Source organism: Mucilaginibacter sp. UYP27 (assembly GCF_040547175.1).
Classification (GTDB): Bacteria; Bacteroidota; Bacteroidia; order Sphingobacteriales; family Sphingobacteriaceae; genus Mucilaginibacter.
In genome coordinates, this window is record NZ_JBEPPE010000003.1 from 438,669 (window position 1) to 454,587 (window position 15,919).

Genomic DNA, 15,919 nt, shown 5'->3' on the forward strand with positions numbered 1-15,919 from the left:
ATTTATCCCTATTGTCAAATTCATATACTCAATCTATCTTTGTATCGTCGAAAGACATATACATAATCACACATTAAATAGCGCTGTTCACTGTGTGATTTCGAGATATAAAAGAAGAACTCTCGGCACGGCTTGACCATGCAAATCCCTACTTCTATTTTTTTAATCACACTTACTTTAAATTACAACAAGTGAGTGTTCAAAAATTTAGAACATGAAAACATCTTACATTCAATCAAACGCAGTAGTTAAAGTAAAAACATCTGACTTATCAATTCACCCAGTACTATCTACAATCTACACTTATAGTGATGTAGATGCGATTGAAGAACTGGGTCGGTCTATGTTAGAAGTGGGGCAATTACAGCCTGTTACCGCTGATTCTCAAATGAGAATTCGTTCTGGTGGGCGTAGATTCAAAGCTGCTTTAAATGCAGGTATTGAGTTTTTGGATGTGATAATTGTTGACACTGACAATTCAAATGAAGCTCTTGTAACTGTGTTCAGTAATCAACACAGAACAAAAACATTGACAGAAAAAATAAACGAGGCTGAAATATTACTTGAACTTATAGGTAAGAACCAAGGCAAGCGAAATGACTTGTTAAAAGAGTATGATAATGTTTTGGGTAAAGGTAACCGGTTCGATAAAGCGGCTCGGGTTATAGGAGGAATTTCTGAATCATCGTTGAGAAAACTATTTGCAATTGTTGAATTTGAAAAGATCTCTCCAGCACACAAAGAAGTTGCTTTAATCGAAAACATGATCACAAAAGATATTTCGATTGACAGAACCCATTCAATGATGGAATCTGTCAAACCAACGTTAGCAGCTCAAAAAATAGTTGGAAAAATTATCTCCTTGAGTAATGTTATAGAGCCTCGATTAACTTCATTTTTAGCTCCTAAAAAGGAGACAAATAATGAAAATGCGACAGTTGTATCGCTACCAGTTGCTGACAGAAGACGACCATTTATTACAGAAAATGTTAGACTTTATAATCAATCTTGTATTGACCTGTCTGTGATTGAACCGGAGAGCTTACAGGTTGTTTTCACTAGCCCGCCATATTCGGGCCTAAGGAATTATTCTAATGGGCCAGATGAATTGGGATTAGAGAATTCAGTTGACGAATATGTTAAAAATCTACTTAACCATTTAAGAGATGTTAAAAAGGTACTTAAAAAAGATGGTTCATTCTTCTTAAACATTGGTGAGTCGTACGAAGACGGATGCGCCCAGATGGTTCCTACAAAAGTAGTACTGGCTTTGGTTGAAAAAGAGGGCTGGAAATTAATAAACGAAATCGTATGGGCTAAAACCAATTCAATTCCAAACTCAAACGATAAAAGATTGAAACCAACTTGTGAAAAAATATTTCACTTGGTACTTGACACAAAATCATATTACTATAATGAATTTAAGGTATGGAATGATAGTGAAATTAAAATTGTATCTGCTCCGAATGACCGTAACACTAAAGAGACTGGCAAAAAGAAAAGTGGTTATACTTTAACTAAACCATATTTTAAACTAAAGGATTTTATGGATGGACAGAATGTTGAAAATGTGATCAAAGGTCATAATGCCTCGATGCGCCAAAAGGAATGCAAAAAACTTGATAGTACTAAAGATCATCCAGCACTTATGCCTACGTACTTACCTATCATTCCAATTCTATTAACCTCACGCCCTGGAGACGTAGTACTCGACATTTTTAGTGGGTCGGGTACTACTGGTGTTGCCGCTTTGGCTTTGGATAGAAATTATATCGGTATAGAACTTAACCCTGACAATTTTGATTTGAGTATTAAACAGTTTACTCAAAACAATTACGCTGCTATTAAAAATGCAGCTTAAAATTAATTACAATAAATAATTAAGACATGAAAGATATCCACTTTTATTTTGATGATATGTTAGTTGGGCAAGACGGGTTAGAATTAAGTGAAGATATAATACGGCTACAACGGGAATTTGATGATGCTGAATTTAATAAGGCATATATGCTCGTGGATGAGTCCGTTAAAAATAGAGACCTTCAAATTCTATGTTATGATACCTTCATCTAACCACATGATATAACTATCATTATAATAAGATATCCCAGTCGAAAAAATGGGCATCATGATAACAAACAAATTTAAAAGATAATATGACAGATATTTCAAAAGACACAAAAGTAGATTTCTTACCATCAAACTCTGAAAATTCACCTAAACTTATTGAAAACGGAGATCTTTATTTGCAAGTGATGTGGCCTCAATCAGGCATCCTTTATATCGCTTCAAAGCCGACCGTTGTCAATAGAAACGGTATGGCCAAGTTATCAATTGCGAAATCAATGCAATACAATTTCTATAAGTCTAAAAAGAATCCACTTGGGTTGTATCAGCGGATACATTACTTGAACAAATAATAATAAACATAAAAACTTCCAGTAGACTTAAATAAAGAGAACCCTTTATTGAGCTAAATAATTAATAAACTCCTTATCCTAATAAGAATGTGGGCATCTTTTTTATTTAATCATGCGGCACGGAATAAAAAACATCCTTACTATTGGCTTATAATCAATAAGTTAATAACTAAAAAAAAGAAATCATGCCAACAATTAAATCCGAAAAAGAAACAAAATTATTATTAGAGTCAAGAAAAGGTGGAGCTAACAAACCTATACTATTTGCAACCGAAATAGAAGGATTGAAAAAAAATGAAAGCTTAATGATAACGTTAGCCGAATTTCCTTTAAAGACCTCGATTCCGGCTTACTATTATGCCAAGTATTCTAAAGGTAAAGAAGTTAAAACCTTATCCATCTCTAAAGTAGAAGGAGGTTATCTACTTACCAAAATTTAAAATCTCAAGTATCAGGCTTCTATTCTCTCGAATAGGAGATTTGGTATGCTATAAAGATTCGTAATCCAAATCTTTAAGAAGGTTTTCAACATTAACCTCTAAAACCACACAAATTTTCTTTAATAATAAAATTGTAGGGTTTGTATTACCAGCCTCAATTCTGCTCATATTCGACTTCTCAATATCTAAAAGCGAAGCTAATTCAACTTGGAGCATTCCCTTCTGCTTACGTAAGGTAGATATTCGTTCTCCCAATTTTTTCAAGAAAACAACATCATCTTTTTTCCTCACTTCCATTGTGGGGAAATTGTAAATAATAAGTCCACTTGTGGTTATCATATATGATAACTTTGCCTTATTTTAGCTCAATAAAATTATATCTCAACCAAAATCATGGAATTATTTAACAATGGAAAAATCTTCGTTTCAGATAGCGAAGTAAACATCAAAGGATTAATAAGCACTACTAAAATTCAACGTAGACACATTAAAAATATCTCGTATATCAAAGGATTTTCAAGGGTCGTGTCCGGTATTATAAACTGCTGTCTTATAGTGAATATGGTTAGAGGCATTCGTATGTTATCAGGTAAGATTTACACTACGATATGGCTACACAATGGCGATAAGTATAATTTTTGGTTGACAGAAAGTGAGTATAATAATTTCTCTAACATAGTTTAATAATAGCATTATGAATATGGAGAATTCTATCAGCTGTTTTGGTGATCTAAATTGTCAAATCATTATTAAGAAACTTATTATTAAATAAAATCATTAAATCATGTTTAACGGAAGTTGTGAAAACTGTGGTAGAGATATAATCCACGAAAAATCATTAAAATTAGGGGGCACTTATTGGATCACTACATCAGGCAAATGGTTTTGTAGCAGTCGATGTAAAAATCAATTTGTAAGTATGACTAATGCTAACAATCAAGTTCCTGAAATAAATACTGATGTCATTAATCGGGTACAAGCAAGCGACAATAACGAAAATGAGGCCGAGCTGCAACGTTTAAGATTAGAACGGGAACAGGAAGAACAATCTCAAAGAATGATAAAAGGTCAACGGTTTCGAGATAAAGGTCGTCCAGTTGCTGCCTGGCTGACAGAATTAAACCCGGTGTATTCCTCATGTATTATTTTAGGAATATTAGTCTCATTTATTATGGATGGGGTTTACCCAGTTATTGGTTCGATAGCACTAATTGTGTTTTCATTTCTATTAATACGTGAAGCAGTAAAAAAGTCATAATCCATAAAGTTCATTTACAAACAACTAAACCTTATAAACAATGTCATTATCAAAAATCGGGATAAGTACGTCTATCCCACAAATGAAGTACAAAACAACATTATTAATTAGTTTAATTGGGATAGGTTCTATAATAGGATGTAGTAAAAGTAGCGACCCGGGAACAAGTTCTAATAATCAAGGTCAAAACTCCAATCCTACTACACCAACAATAACAATTCCTTTAGCACCCTCAAGTTTGATAGTCGATTCTGTAAGTAATTCAAAATATTCCTATCATAAAGTTTATTTATCATGGACTGATAACTCGACCACAGAACAAGGGTTTAAAATAGAAAGAAAAACGCTATCGACTAACTTTACATTGGTCGGAACGGTAGGAACTAATGTTATTGGTTTTATTGATAGCACGGTATCTCCTAACATACAATATTCTTATAGGGTATATGCTTACAATACAGCCGGGAGTTCAACCAACTATTCGAATGTTGACACAGCCAATGTATTTGGACTTGCTATAGGTCAATCTTATCAAGGCGGTAAAATAGCCTACTTTCTTCAATCAGGTGATCCGGGTTATATTAATAATCAAGTTCACGGCTTAATTATTCCATCCAGTGACCAATCAGGTAGTACCGGAACTGCTTTAAAATATACAGGTCAAACTTATACTGAACCATGGGCGGGAAGTACTCCATTTTTGGCGACTTCCACGGCGATAGGAACTGGTGCTAAAAACACCAGTCTTATGGTTCAATATGGATATTATCAGGCAATTGGAGGAAAATTAGGCAGGCCAAGTGGATCAATCGAGAATGATAAATCATTTTTAGAAAAACCTAAATCTTTGCAGATTATGAAAGGTTTACGAAAAGGATTGACAATACGTGAAATTAGTAAAGTGAATTCCGTTTCTTCTTCAACGATTATGAAGGTTAAATCGTTGATGGCAGGCAGCATTACATCTGCGATTTTACAATTCATTTTTACAATTTCTGTAGTTACACTTCTTTAATTGCATTTATTTTTCAGAAGTATATAATAAAAAAGTGCACCTCCCTTTTAATTTAAGTTAAAATAATTTAAAAGACTATCTTCGATGTTCAACGATAACATTACACAATGAAACTATCTTTAAATAAATTATCGAAAATCATTGCACCACTTATTATAACATTCGCCATTGTATCTTTCTTGAATTGTGAAGCACAAAACCTAAAGACATTTCACGGCAAATACGACAATGGTTTAGCAGATTATACCTATTACGAAAAAGACTATGAAAGATTTTATGAAGGTCCATTTTCGTTCAGTCAAACATTGAGTATCACAAATGATTATAAAGAAATTACAAAAGTTTCGGGCAAGTTTCACCAAGATTTAAAACAGGGTTTGTGGAAATATACTTTTACAAGAATCTCGAAAGGTAAAAGTTCTGTCGAAACTGTTTCAGGTTCGTATGTCAATGGAGAAAAGGTTGGACAGTGGATAGATATTTTGCTATCAAAAACGGGAAGGGCAGTAAAGAAATCCTTGGTTAATTTTGCGGCAAATAAATTGGTTGGTCATTTTTTATATTCATATGATTCAGATGAAATGTTTGTACCACCAAACACAAATTATGTTATCGAAGGTAATTTAACTGAAAACGGATTGTTAGATGGTACCGTTATAATGAATTACACGGAATATAATAAAAACAAATTTCAAACAATTTATAAATACCGAAAAGGCCTATGCTACTGGAATTTAAGCAGAAATTTAAGCACTGGAGAAATAACTAATAAAACAGACAGAACCGATTTAGTTGAAGACATTTTTAAAAATTCAAATTTAGACCAAGTTTTAAAGTCAAATAAATCTGATACCTCAATAGTTTACAAGAATCAGAAATACAATATATCGTTTTACAGAAAAGTTGATTTTAGTATCCTTTCTGACATATTTGAATATTGGGAAACCAAAACATCTTTTGGATTTGACGAAGGCTTTTCAAAAAACGACTTAACATCTGCACTTCAACACGGCAGCAAGCCTGTAGAAAACATTAATCCTCTTGTATTTATTGCTGTATTACTTGAAAAGTAATTTATGTACTTATTGTAAATTATAAGAAGTTCTTACCATAAGTGATTGAACCCTTGATTGACTTGTTATCAACTGAATCCTTTTTCCTGATATTTTCAATATCATAGCTATCATTTAAGCTAGCCATTGACTGATTAGCCTTATGGGCTAAATATCTTGGCAGATACCTATCTGTAATACTCACAGACGAATGACCTAACAACCTACTGATGGTGTAGATGTCAAAGTTCTTTTCAACCATAAGGTAAGTAAACGTGTATCTGGCCGTGTGTGTTGAAATTGGTATCTTAAAGTCAAAGTGAGTTCTTACTTTCTTCAATAATTCATTGTACCTTTTACTTTGATTCATATATTTAAGGTACTGTTCAGGAGAAATTTTATGAAAATCATTCTCTTGATTTACATCTTTGAAATCTTCATCTTTCAGCATCTGAAATATAAATGAGTTGGGTTTTGTGCTTGAATATTTATCAAATACCGCAATCAGATGTTCATTCTTACTTTTGATATAACGCAGTTTTATACGCTTCAATGTTTCCAAATACGCTACAAAAGTTTCTTTATGGGCATTGAAAGTGTTTAATCGCTCATCTGATTTGTCTTGGTAATATTTGTTAAAATAATCATCAATTTTGATCCGGCGCTTATTTTCAAAGTAGGAATAAAATGCTCTATAATAATCGTTCCTTTCTTCATCAGTAATGTCTAACCTGTCATTTCTTAAAAGGTCAAAAAACACCAAATACTTAATAGTACTGGTTTCAATGATGTTTTCTAATTCAAGTATCTCATTGTTCAGTTCATTAAAATAGATGTATCCAGTGTCTTTAAACTTCTGATACAACGATGTTTTTAAAGGTAGCGACCGTTCTAATCTTGACCTTCTTAAATCAATCGGTAAGTTTTTAGAACCATCATCAAATTGTTCTAAATTGAAACTTAACATTTCGGTTAGGATCACTGGCTTTCTTTCAGTCTTATTGACGTTCTGAAAAGTACGGTTACAATCTTTGCATCGAAGTGTGAGTTTAATTCCATTACCGTTATTGTAATGTCCACCAGAGATAATATTTTCAGATTCACAGTTTGGACAGGTCACTTTTTCTGCTGGTCGGAATTCATCCTCAAATCTGTCATCAGTATCAACGAAGTGTTGTAGTAGCCAGATAAGATTATTAGTAAGATTGAAACCCATCATTTCCTTGGTTTTGTACATCCTGTATTTAATCTGCGGATGTTTATCTCTAAAATCTAGATTGTTCCATCTTAAAAAAAGAATGTCTGATACTCTCATACCATTTGAAAATATTTGAGTGATAAACATCAGTCTTGCTTTCTCAATGGGTTGTAAAGACAGGCAGCCGTTCTTATCAAATTCCTGATAGTGTCCACGTACGGGGTTAGTCAAAGCTTTTGATGTTATCAGTTTTTCAACTTCTTCTGGTAACAAGAAGCCTTTATCAGTTTTACTACCTTCGAACTTTCTTTTGTAAAAGACATTTTTAGAAGGTAGGTAAATATCTTTAGCAATCGCCTTTTCGTAAATTGCTTTAAACTTATACATACGTACACTGATAGTACTTTTCTTTAAATTCCTAACACCGGTCAAGTAAGTTTCAAAGTCATCAACAAACTGTGTAGTGACATCAGGAAATAACATTCGGGTCCGACCATTATCTACTAAAAATGCTGTGAGGTCTTTCTGCAGTGTTATGTAACTATCGCGGGTACCGTACTTTTTAAGTACCATCAGTTCATCAATCTGCTTTTGCAAAAACCCTAAAAAATCATATTTGGTCAACACGCCATTGTTATGGCTTAACCTTGTGATCCGTTCTAATTCAAGTGAGAATGATAGATTAACCTTTTCAGCATCTTCAATATTAGATTTTACATATTGACCTTGTGAACGTAGAACCTCTAATTTTCCTTTTTCTCTTTCATTTTTACCGCCCCAGTTAATATGACTTAATCGAAAGTTTTTGTTCAATGATTGAAGTTTGACCTTTTTCTTATTGTCTTCAGTCACTGAATACTTAACATAGGCATAGTATTCTTCACCGCCATTCTTGTTTTTAAATATGATACTTGGTTTCATGGTGTCTCGAAAGTGTCTTGATTGATAGGTTAAATCAGGCAATTGTTGTTGATAACTTTATTACAAATCTAAATTTTCGACTATAAATCAAAGATAATAAAATTATACATACGTCGGGTTTCAGCTCTCCTACCTTGCTGTTGGCGGCCTGGTGATTTTCCAACCGATCGTATATCAATGGTTCACCTTCAAAAATAACATTGCAGATAAAGTATGGCTGGCGTGTTCGGTATCTATCGCGGCGCAGGTAATTACCTTCCCGCTAAGCGCGTATTATTTCCACCAGTTCCCTGTTTATTTTTTAGTAAGTAACCTGTTAATCACCATCCCCATATTTGTTATCATGTATAGCGGGCTGCTGCTTTTATCGCTGCCACAGATACCTTATGTATCCTTAGCGCTGGGTTATTTACTGGAGCAGAGCATCCTGCTGATGCACAAAGTGCTGGCTTTTATAGAACAATCTCCATATGCAAGCATTGGCAAGATCTGCCTTACAAAGCCTGAACACTTGTTACTGTACGCAATAATTATCCTGCTATTTTATTACCTGCATGATAAACGGAAGTGGAGGATAAAAGCCACGCTGGTTTGTACACTGGTGTTCAGTATAAGTATAAGCTTTAAAAAGTTCAGGGCCGATGAAACCAGTTCCGTTACATTTCTTAACCTGCGCAAACACACGGGCATCGTTTTTAAGAATGGAAGCCGGGGTGTGGTAATTACCGACTTGCACGAAACGGACAAGAACTTTCAGTACGCCATACAACCGGGATTAGATAGCAGCCGGATAACCGTTTATAAAGTTTACAATATTGCCGACGCAGTTAAATTGCCCTGGCTGGTAAAACAGGGTGGCCTTGTAGTGTTTGAAAATAAAAAACTGCTGTTATTAAACGATGGCAGTAATATCCAGTCTATCCCGCAGCAAACAGGTATTAAATATTTAGTAGTGAGTAATAATACATTTTTAGATACCCCGATGTTAAGAGACAGAACTGTTATTATTAACGCCGATAACTCGAATAACTACATCGAAAAATTTAAAGAAAATGTAAAAGGGATCAGCGTTAATTACAAGATACTAAAACGTAACAAATCGGTCAGTATCGTATCTAATCAGCATGAATATTAAAAAAATATCCTAAAAAGCTTGCACACGAATTAATTACACACTAAATTGTATCAATTAAATTAAAACTATGAAGAATAAACTATTTACTGTTGCCTTTGGTATTGCACTTACCGCAACAGCTATGAGCGCAAGCGCACAAAAAGCTTATAAAGAAGGTGTTGCTACCATCAGCATGAACGCTATGGGACAGGCTATCGAGGCGAAAAATTACTTCAGCGTAGATTCGTCTGCTGTTTCTTTTACCACCGGCCCGGCAAACATTAAGGTTTTAACCGATTCAAAAGGCACTTATATGGCCGTATTGGTTGATGTAGCCGCTGCCTCAATGAAAAAGGCAGCTATTTCTACACCTGCAGAAATTGAAGAAGCAATGTCTAAAATGCCAATGTTTGATTTCAAACCCGGCACCGAAACCAAGGTGATCAATGGCTTCAATTGCAAAAAAGTTATCGCAACCGATCCTAAAACCAGCAAATCATACGACATATGGGTTACCAATGACGTAACACTGCCGGTAAATTCAGCATCTAAATTTTATGCTAAAGCCGGTGGTTTCCCTATCCAGTATGTAACTTTTCAAAACGGACAAGCATCTGAAGTAACCATTAAAAGTATTGTTGAGCAAAAAGTACCTAAAGGCACTTTCAGCGTTCCTGCTGATTTCGACAAGATCACGATGGATGATTTAAAATCAATGAGCGGCGGCGGTAACTAAGCCAACCGTTTTATAATATTAAAGCCCGATAGTTGTAGACTATCGGGCTTTGTTTTTTATGTGGATCGAGATCTTAATTCAATTCTGATGAAAGGCTGTTAACCCATTGCCCAAACAGGCGGGTTTCCATATCAACGGCTTTTTGCGCGTGGCCCTCCCAATCCGGCGAGAACTTTTGCAGCTGGTTTATCATTTCTTCCAGGTGGCCTTCTTCTTCTAAAATAATAGATTTTACGTTGACTTTACTGTTTACCGCATCCAGCGCGTCCTGGTAAATTGGGTAAAGTTCATCGGCACGTACTTCAATGGCATAGGTTACTAAAAGGTAGGCCGCAAAACGCAGTTCGGCGCCCGTTAGGTGCAGTTCCTTTTTCAGGTAACGGCACACATCGATATCCAATTGGTTCAAATAGTATTTACTGAACGCGGGGGCAATCAGGTATTGCGCAGCATAGGTTGGTAATTCTTTACCTGTTTTTTCTATCTGCTTTTTTAGGTAGAACGCATGGCGATGTTCTTCGGCAGCGTGTTTTAGTATGATGTATGTAACCGTAGCCGGGTCTTCGCTTGCAGAGATCTTACGGGCACCCGTGTTCTCCATTAGCGATAGTGTATTTAACCAACGCGCGTGCAGCTGGTTATCGGCAATTATCTGAGGTAATATTGTGTTTAGTTCCATAGTTTAGATCTCATCAAGGGCTTGCCCAATGGTGGTGTAAATGTAATCGAGTTCGGTATCAGTTATGCAATATGGGGGTAAAATGTAAATAATGTTACCCAAGGGCCGCATAATTATGCCTTTGTCTAAAAAGTAATGGTACAGCCTATCTCGCAAGCCGCTAAAGTAAGATGTATTGTTACCCGTTTCCCATTCCAGTGCCAGTATGGTACCTGTTTGGCGGGTGGTACGTATGGATTTATGGCCTTTAACCTTCTCTGCAAAAACCATGTGCATAGTAGCTATCCTGTCAATATTTTGTTGGGTTGTTGGCTCCAGGAACAGGTCCAAACTTGCCAGTGCTGCCGCACACGCTATGGGGTTGGCTGTGTAAGAATGCCCGTGAAAAAGGGTCTTCATTTTATCATCAGACAAGAAAGCATCGTAAATTGCCTGCGTACAGGTTGTAAGCCCGAAAGCCATAGTACCACCACTAAGCCCTTTAGAAAAGCACATGATATCCGGCTGTGCTTGCAGATGGTTGCATGCAAAAGGTTTCCCGGTGCGGCCAAAGCCTGTGAACACCTCGTCATCAATTGTTAGCACACCTTCTTTTTTGCAATGGGCCAATAACTCATCCAGGTATTCCGCCTCATACATGATCATCCCTGCTGAGCCCTGCACCAATGGCTCGAATATAAAAGATGAGATCTGAGATTTGAGATCCGAGATCTGAGCTTTCAGCGCCTCAATGTTATCGGCGGTTGGTAAGTCAATAAACTCAACTTCAAACAAAAGGCTGTCGAAAGCTGCGGTAAAGGCACTTCGGCCGCTTACCGACATGGCGCCAAAAGTATCACCATGATAAGCATTTTTAAACGCCATTATCTTAGTACGCTGCTCGCCTTTGTTATGCCAGTATTGCAGGCACATCTTTATGGCGACTTCGATAGCGGTAGAGCCGTTATCCGAGTAAAAAGCCTTGGCCTGGTTATTTGGCAAGATAGTCAGTAAACGCTCTGCCAGTTCAACCGCGCCTTGATGGGTAAAGCCCGCAAATATGGCATGCTCCAAAACTGTTAATTGTTCTGCAACTTTTTTGGCGATGTATGGGTGCGAGTGGCCGTGAATATTTACCCACCAGGATGATATGGCATCGATATATTTTTTACCATCCTCGCCGTACAGGCAGGTGCCCTCGCCCCTAACAATGGGGACTGGCGGCTGTGCCGTTTGCATTTGGGTGTAAGGGTGCCAGATAACTTTAAGATCGCGTTCGGCTAAGCTCATATTGTTTTTAATAACAGGTCGGCAACGTATTGGTCGGTTGGGAAGGTAAAGGCATCAACGGTAAGATCGCTCAACTTTACCCAACGGAAAGATTGTAGAATATCACCCTCTCCCTCAAAATCAAACACCTCCGTTTTTGTATTAAAACGTAAATCGGAAACTGCTTTAACAAGATAGTAAACGCTGATGATCTGCGAATCGTTAAAGGCCGATTTTACAAAAAAATCGGTCGTGTAAAAATGGCTGATCACTTCAACTTCGGTATCACATTCCTCAATAAACTCGCGCTTAAGGCCTTCGATCAATCCTTCGCCATACTCCAATCCCCCACCGGGGAATTTGGTGAATTGCATACCGTATTCTTGCTCATCGCTGATCAATACCTCATTAGCATCGTTTATAAGCAACCCATAAACCCGTACGTTGAAAAATTTCTTACTCATAGTGCTTTTTGTTGCGCATCACTTTATCCATCGTCCAGGGGATATCCTCTGTTTTGGCCTCACTCCTGATGGGACAATTAGGCATACTGCAGTAGTGGCAGCAATACGGCAGGCACGGGTCGGTGTGGATAAAAAATTCGGTTACGATTCCGGCGTTTTTATTTACCAATTGCTCTACCAGTTTAACCTCCTCGTGCACCCGGTTCAAATCGAAATAATTGGGTAACGTAAGGTGGCAATCGATATGCAGTTCGTTACCATATTTTTGGGCGCGAAGATTATGGATATCTATCCACTCTTCGCGGCGTTGTTCGCCTAAAACCCGCACTACATCACTTACAATAATAAAATCGGTCTCGTCCATTAACCCGGCTACCGACCTTCGGATAAGCTTATAAGCCATATATAAAATATACGCACCAACAAGTATAGACAGCGCGCTATCCAGCCAAAGTATCTTTGTAAAATGTATCAGCAACAGGCCAACAACCAGGCCGCTGCTGGTAACAGTATCAGTTAGCAAGTGATGCCCGTCGGCTTCTATAGTAATAGAATGCAGCGATTTCCCCTTACGGATCATATAGTACCCTAAGCCGCCATTTATAGTACCGGTTATGCCTATAATCACAGCACCCAGTAACAGGTCGTGAATTACCTCGGGATAAAAAATACTGTAGGTAGATTTGATGATGATGATAAGACCTGCTATACCAACAAGCGCACCTTCAATAAACACTGAAAAATACTCAACCTTACCGTGGCCGTAAGGATGGTTCTCGTCCCGTGGTTGCGATGCCAGGTAAATGCTGAAGAACGCGAACGAACTTGCTACCACGTTCACAATGCTTTCGGCGGCGTCAGTTAAAACAAAATTGGAGTTTGTTAAAAAATAGGCGCCAAATTTCATCACCATGAGGACTGCCCCGGTAATTAGCGACATTAAAATTATCCTTTTATGCTCCTTCAAAACCTAACCTTTTTAGAGAGGCCAAACTTACGATTTTTAACTTTTACATCCGGTTAAAATGTAACATGTTTGGGTTGAATTAGTCTGGCACCATTTATTTTATTGTAACACATTGGTAATTTATCCTTCAATACATAATAGATATAGTTTATAGGATATCGCAAAAGGTGTGCAAACAAATTTTCTATATTTGCCGCATCAACAAAAACAACAATATGAGCGCATTAAGTAACAGGATAAACAACCTGTCAGAATCCCAAACCATTAAAATGGCTAAAATGGGCCGCGAATTGGCTGCTAAAGGTGTAGATGTAATAAGCCTTAGCTTTGGAGAGCCCGATTTTCATACTCCCGAGCATATTAAAGAGGCCGCAAAAACAGCTATGGATAAGAACTTTACTTACTATACCCCTGTTGCCGGCTATCCTGACCTGCGCAAGGCTGTTGCTGGTAAGCTGAAGAACGAAAACAACCTGGATTATACAGATACGCAAATTGTAGTTTCTACCGGTGCTAAACAAGCCCTTGCCAACACGGTTTTGTGTTTGGTTAATCCCGGCGAGGAAGTTATTATCCCTACCCCTTACTGGGTTTCATACTCCGAGATCGTAAAACTTGCCGAAGGTGTTAGCGTTTTTATCGACACCACTGTTGAAAGCAACTTTAAAATAACTGCCGAGCAATTAGAGGCTGCCATCACACCGAAAACTAAATTGTTCATGTTCTCTTCGCCATGTAACCCTACGGGCAGTGTTTACAGCAAAGAAGAGTTGGCGAGCCTTGCTAAAGTATTTGAAAAATACCCGGAGATTTACATCCTGAGCGATGAGATTTACGAACATATCAACTTCATTGGCGGACACGAGTCAATCGCCCAGTTCGAGAGCATTAAAGACCGCGTGGTGATAGTTAACGGATGGTCTAAGGCGTTCGCCATGACCGGCTGGAGAATTGGTTATACCGCATCTAACAGCGAAATTGCTGCCGCTTGCGATAAGATCCAGGGCCAAATAACATCGGGTACTTGTTCAATCACCCAAAAAGCCGGCGTTGCAGCTTACACCGGTGGTTTAGAAACGGTACATCAAATGCGCGAACAGTTCCAAAAACGCCGCGACCTTGTTTACGGTTTATTAAAAGAGATACCGGGTGTTAGTGTTAACCTGCCCGATGGCGCTTTCTACTTCTTCCCTAACGTTACTTCATTCTTCGGTAAAAGTTTTAACGGTAAAACCATTAACGATGCTGATGAACTAAGTATTTTCTTATTGGAAGAAGCACATGTTGCAACGGTGGGCGGTGATTCATTCGGCGATAAAAAGTCGATCCGTATATCTTACGCCGCCGCCGAAGATAAATTGATAGAGGCTGTAAAAAGGATAAAAGAAGCGCTGGCTAAATTGGTCTGAACCCCAATCAATAATTGATTGATTCTGTCGAATTCAGCTGTTCAGTAATTGTTTAATTCTCTAAATTCCTATTCAGACAGAAGCATAAAAAAGCCCCTCGCCAAATTGACGAGGGGCTTTCTGTTAAGTAGAATACCGGAATATTATAAACCGAAACCGTAAGCTAAACGAAGACCAATAGCGCCAAAGTTATTGCTTTGACCAGAATAGTTTTCATAACGAACACCTACATCCCATGATTTGTTAGCCCAACCTACACCTGGTGATGCCAATAATTTTGTATTAGTACCACGATCAGGGCCACCTTCATACTCAGCATAACCTGATGTTTCAAATGCAGCACCTACTTCACCGCTAAAATATATGTTTTTGTTAACAAATGCTTTAATACCGGCCTTAACTGGTATCATGCCATATGATTTGCGATTAATACCTGAGTTTTCAACTTCTTTACCAAAAAAGTTTAAATAACCAGATGTTAGGGTAAGGCCAATATTATCTGCAACGCCATATTGTAAACGCGGTGTAATACCCACACCTACATTTGAAATATCGCGTAATCTACCAGTTGGTAATAAACCTTCTACACCTATACCGAAACGTAAACCGCTTCCGATAGTTTGTGCATTAACATTTGTCCCGATAAATAGAGCTGCTACTGTAAATGCTGCTGCTATTAATTTTGTCATTTTTTTCATTGTTGTGTTTTTTTGTAATACAATCATTAATTGTTATACATCGCCTTGTTCAAATACTTTGCCATTGTGCAAAAAACACTCAAATCATTGTTTTTATACCGTCATAAAATTTGGTATGACAAAACAAGGGAAGGCTTACGTGCTGATAGTCAACGAGATTTTTGCTTATTATTTGTCCTAAAAAAGCTGTATTAAATTTACGTTTTCGACATTTGTTAATAACATCATGACATATTAGCAGATTATAGAATGGTATTATTGGCAATAATTAATAGGACAATTGACAATATTACATCTATT

General features: G+C 37.2%; 16 protein-coding genes and 1 pseudogene. 10 read left to right on the top strand and 7 right to left on the bottom strand.

Annotated elements, in window-relative coordinates; all coding sequences use genetic code 11:
* The first annotated feature begins 214 nt into the window (after positions 1-214).
* The 4 genes from ABIB39_RS13630 to ABIB39_RS13645 all read left to right on the top strand — a co-directional run bounded on the left by ABIB39_RS13630 (position 215) and on the right by ABIB39_RS13645 (position 2,860).
* Positions 215-1,861, top strand: coding sequence for a DNA methyltransferase (locus ABIB39_RS13630; protein ID WP_354430710.1), 1,647 nt, complete (start codon positions 215-217; stop codon positions 1,859-1,861).
* A 26-nt stretch (positions 1,862-1,887) separates the two neighbouring features.
* On the top strand, positions 1,888-2,073 hold the full coding sequence (locus ABIB39_RS13635; protein WP_354430711.1) for a hypothetical protein: 186 nt from the start codon (positions 1,888-1,890) through the stop codon (positions 2,071-2,073).
* An 83-nt stretch (positions 2,074-2,156) separates the two neighbouring features.
* Positions 2,157-2,420: a hypothetical protein gene (locus tag ABIB39_RS13640; RefSeq protein WP_354430712.1), complete on the top strand. Its 264-nt coding sequence runs from the start codon at positions 2,157-2,159 to the stop codon at positions 2,418-2,420.
* A 185-nt stretch (positions 2,421-2,605) separates the two neighbouring features.
* Positions 2,606-2,860 (top strand): hypothetical protein, encoded by a 255-nt coding sequence (locus ABIB39_RS13645; RefSeq protein WP_354430713.1) that lies wholly within the window; start codon positions 2,606-2,608, stop codon positions 2,858-2,860.
* 48 nt (positions 2,861-2,908) lie between these two features.
* Here ABIB39_RS13645 and ABIB39_RS13650 read toward each other — a convergent pair whose 3' ends face one another.
* A complete protein-coding gene (locus ABIB39_RS13650; protein ID WP_354430714.1) occupies positions 2,909-3,157 on the bottom strand; it encodes a helix-turn-helix domain-containing protein in 249 nt (82 codons plus the stop codon).
* A gap of 487 nt (positions 3,158-3,644) precedes the next feature.
* Between ABIB39_RS13650 and ABIB39_RS13655 the strand changes: the two genes are divergently transcribed.
* The 3 genes from ABIB39_RS13655 (at position 3,645) to ABIB39_RS13665 (ending at position 6,206) form a co-directional block, all read left to right on the top strand.
* Positions 3,645-4,118 carry a hypothetical protein gene (locus ABIB39_RS13655; protein ID WP_354430715.1) on the top strand — a complete coding sequence of 158 codons (474 nt, stop codon included), beginning with the start codon at positions 3,645-3,647 and terminating at the stop codon, positions 4,116-4,118.
* A gap of 40 nt (positions 4,119-4,158) precedes the next feature.
* Positions 4,159-5,133, top strand: a complete 975-nt coding sequence (locus ABIB39_RS13660; protein ID WP_354430716.1) for a fibronectin type III domain-containing protein — start codon at positions 4,159-4,161, stop codon at positions 5,131-5,133.
* A 107-nt stretch (positions 5,134-5,240) separates the two neighbouring features.
* Positions 5,241-6,206: a hypothetical protein gene (locus ABIB39_RS13665; protein ID WP_354430717.1), complete on the top strand. Its 966-nt coding sequence runs from the start codon at positions 5,241-5,243 to the stop codon at positions 6,204-6,206.
* Between the two features lie 19 nt (positions 6,207-6,225).
* Here the strand turns inward: ABIB39_RS13665 and ABIB39_RS13670 are convergent, their stop codons facing one another.
* A complete protein-coding gene (locus ABIB39_RS13670; RefSeq protein WP_354430718.1) occupies positions 6,226-8,304 on the bottom strand; it encodes a tyrosine-type recombinase/integrase in 2,079 nt (692 codons plus the stop codon).
* Positions 8,305-8,428: 124 nt separating this feature from the next.
* On the opposite strand from ABIB39_RS13670, the pseudogene ABIB39_RS13675 reads away from it, so the two are divergent.
* Both ABIB39_RS13675 and ABIB39_RS13680 read left to right on the top strand, forming a co-directional pair.
* A pseudogene (locus ABIB39_RS13675) lies at positions 8,429-9,439 on the top strand (ComEC/Rec2 family competence protein); the annotation flags it as partial.
* Positions 9,440-9,506: 67 nt separating this feature from the next.
* Positions 9,507-10,154 carry a DUF4412 domain-containing protein gene (locus tag ABIB39_RS13680; RefSeq protein WP_354430719.1) on the top strand — a complete coding sequence of 216 codons (648 nt, stop codon included), beginning with the start codon at positions 9,507-9,509 and terminating at the stop codon, positions 10,152-10,154.
* A gap of 73 nt (positions 10,155-10,227) precedes the next feature.
* Here ABIB39_RS13680 and ABIB39_RS13685 read toward each other — a convergent pair whose 3' ends face one another.
* From ABIB39_RS13685 to ABIB39_RS13700, 4 genes are read right to left on the bottom strand one after another with little or no spacing between them, the layout of a single operon-like run.
* Positions 10,228-10,833, bottom strand: a complete 606-nt coding sequence (locus tag ABIB39_RS13685) for a hypothetical protein (protein WP_354430721.1) — start codon at positions 10,831-10,833, stop codon at positions 10,228-10,230.
* Between the two features lie 3 nt (positions 10,834-10,836).
* Complete coding sequence (gene bioA / locus ABIB39_RS13690; protein WP_354430722.1) at positions 10,837-12,102, bottom strand: adenosylmethionine--8-amino-7-oxononanoate transaminase; 1,266 nt, start codon at positions 12,100-12,102, stop codon at positions 10,837-10,839.
* Entirely contained in the window at positions 12,099-12,545 is a 447-nt protein-coding gene (locus tag ABIB39_RS13695) for an NUDIX domain-containing protein (protein ID WP_354430723.1), read from the bottom strand. Before ABIB39_RS13695 ends, bioA begins: the two co-directional genes overlap by 4 nt.
* Entirely contained in the window at positions 12,538-13,512 is a 975-nt protein-coding gene (locus tag ABIB39_RS13700; protein WP_354430724.1) for a cation diffusion facilitator family transporter, read from the bottom strand. Before ABIB39_RS13700 ends, ABIB39_RS13695 begins: the two co-directional genes overlap by 8 nt.
* Before the next feature lie 215 nt (positions 13,513-13,727).
* Here ABIB39_RS13700 and ABIB39_RS13705 point away from each other — a divergent pair, with 215 nt between their 5' ends.
* Positions 13,728-14,921 carry a pyridoxal phosphate-dependent aminotransferase gene (locus ABIB39_RS13705; protein ID WP_354430725.1) on the top strand — a complete coding sequence of 398 codons (1,194 nt, stop codon included), beginning with the start codon at positions 13,728-13,730 and terminating at the stop codon, positions 14,919-14,921.
* 143 nt (positions 14,922-15,064) lie between these two features.
* Here the strand turns inward: ABIB39_RS13705 and ABIB39_RS13710 are convergent, their stop codons facing one another.
* Positions 15,065-15,619: a hypothetical protein gene (locus ABIB39_RS13710; protein ID WP_354430726.1), complete on the bottom strand. Its 555-nt coding sequence runs from the start codon at positions 15,617-15,619 to the stop codon at positions 15,065-15,067.
* Positions 15,620-15,919: the final 300 nt, after the last annotated feature.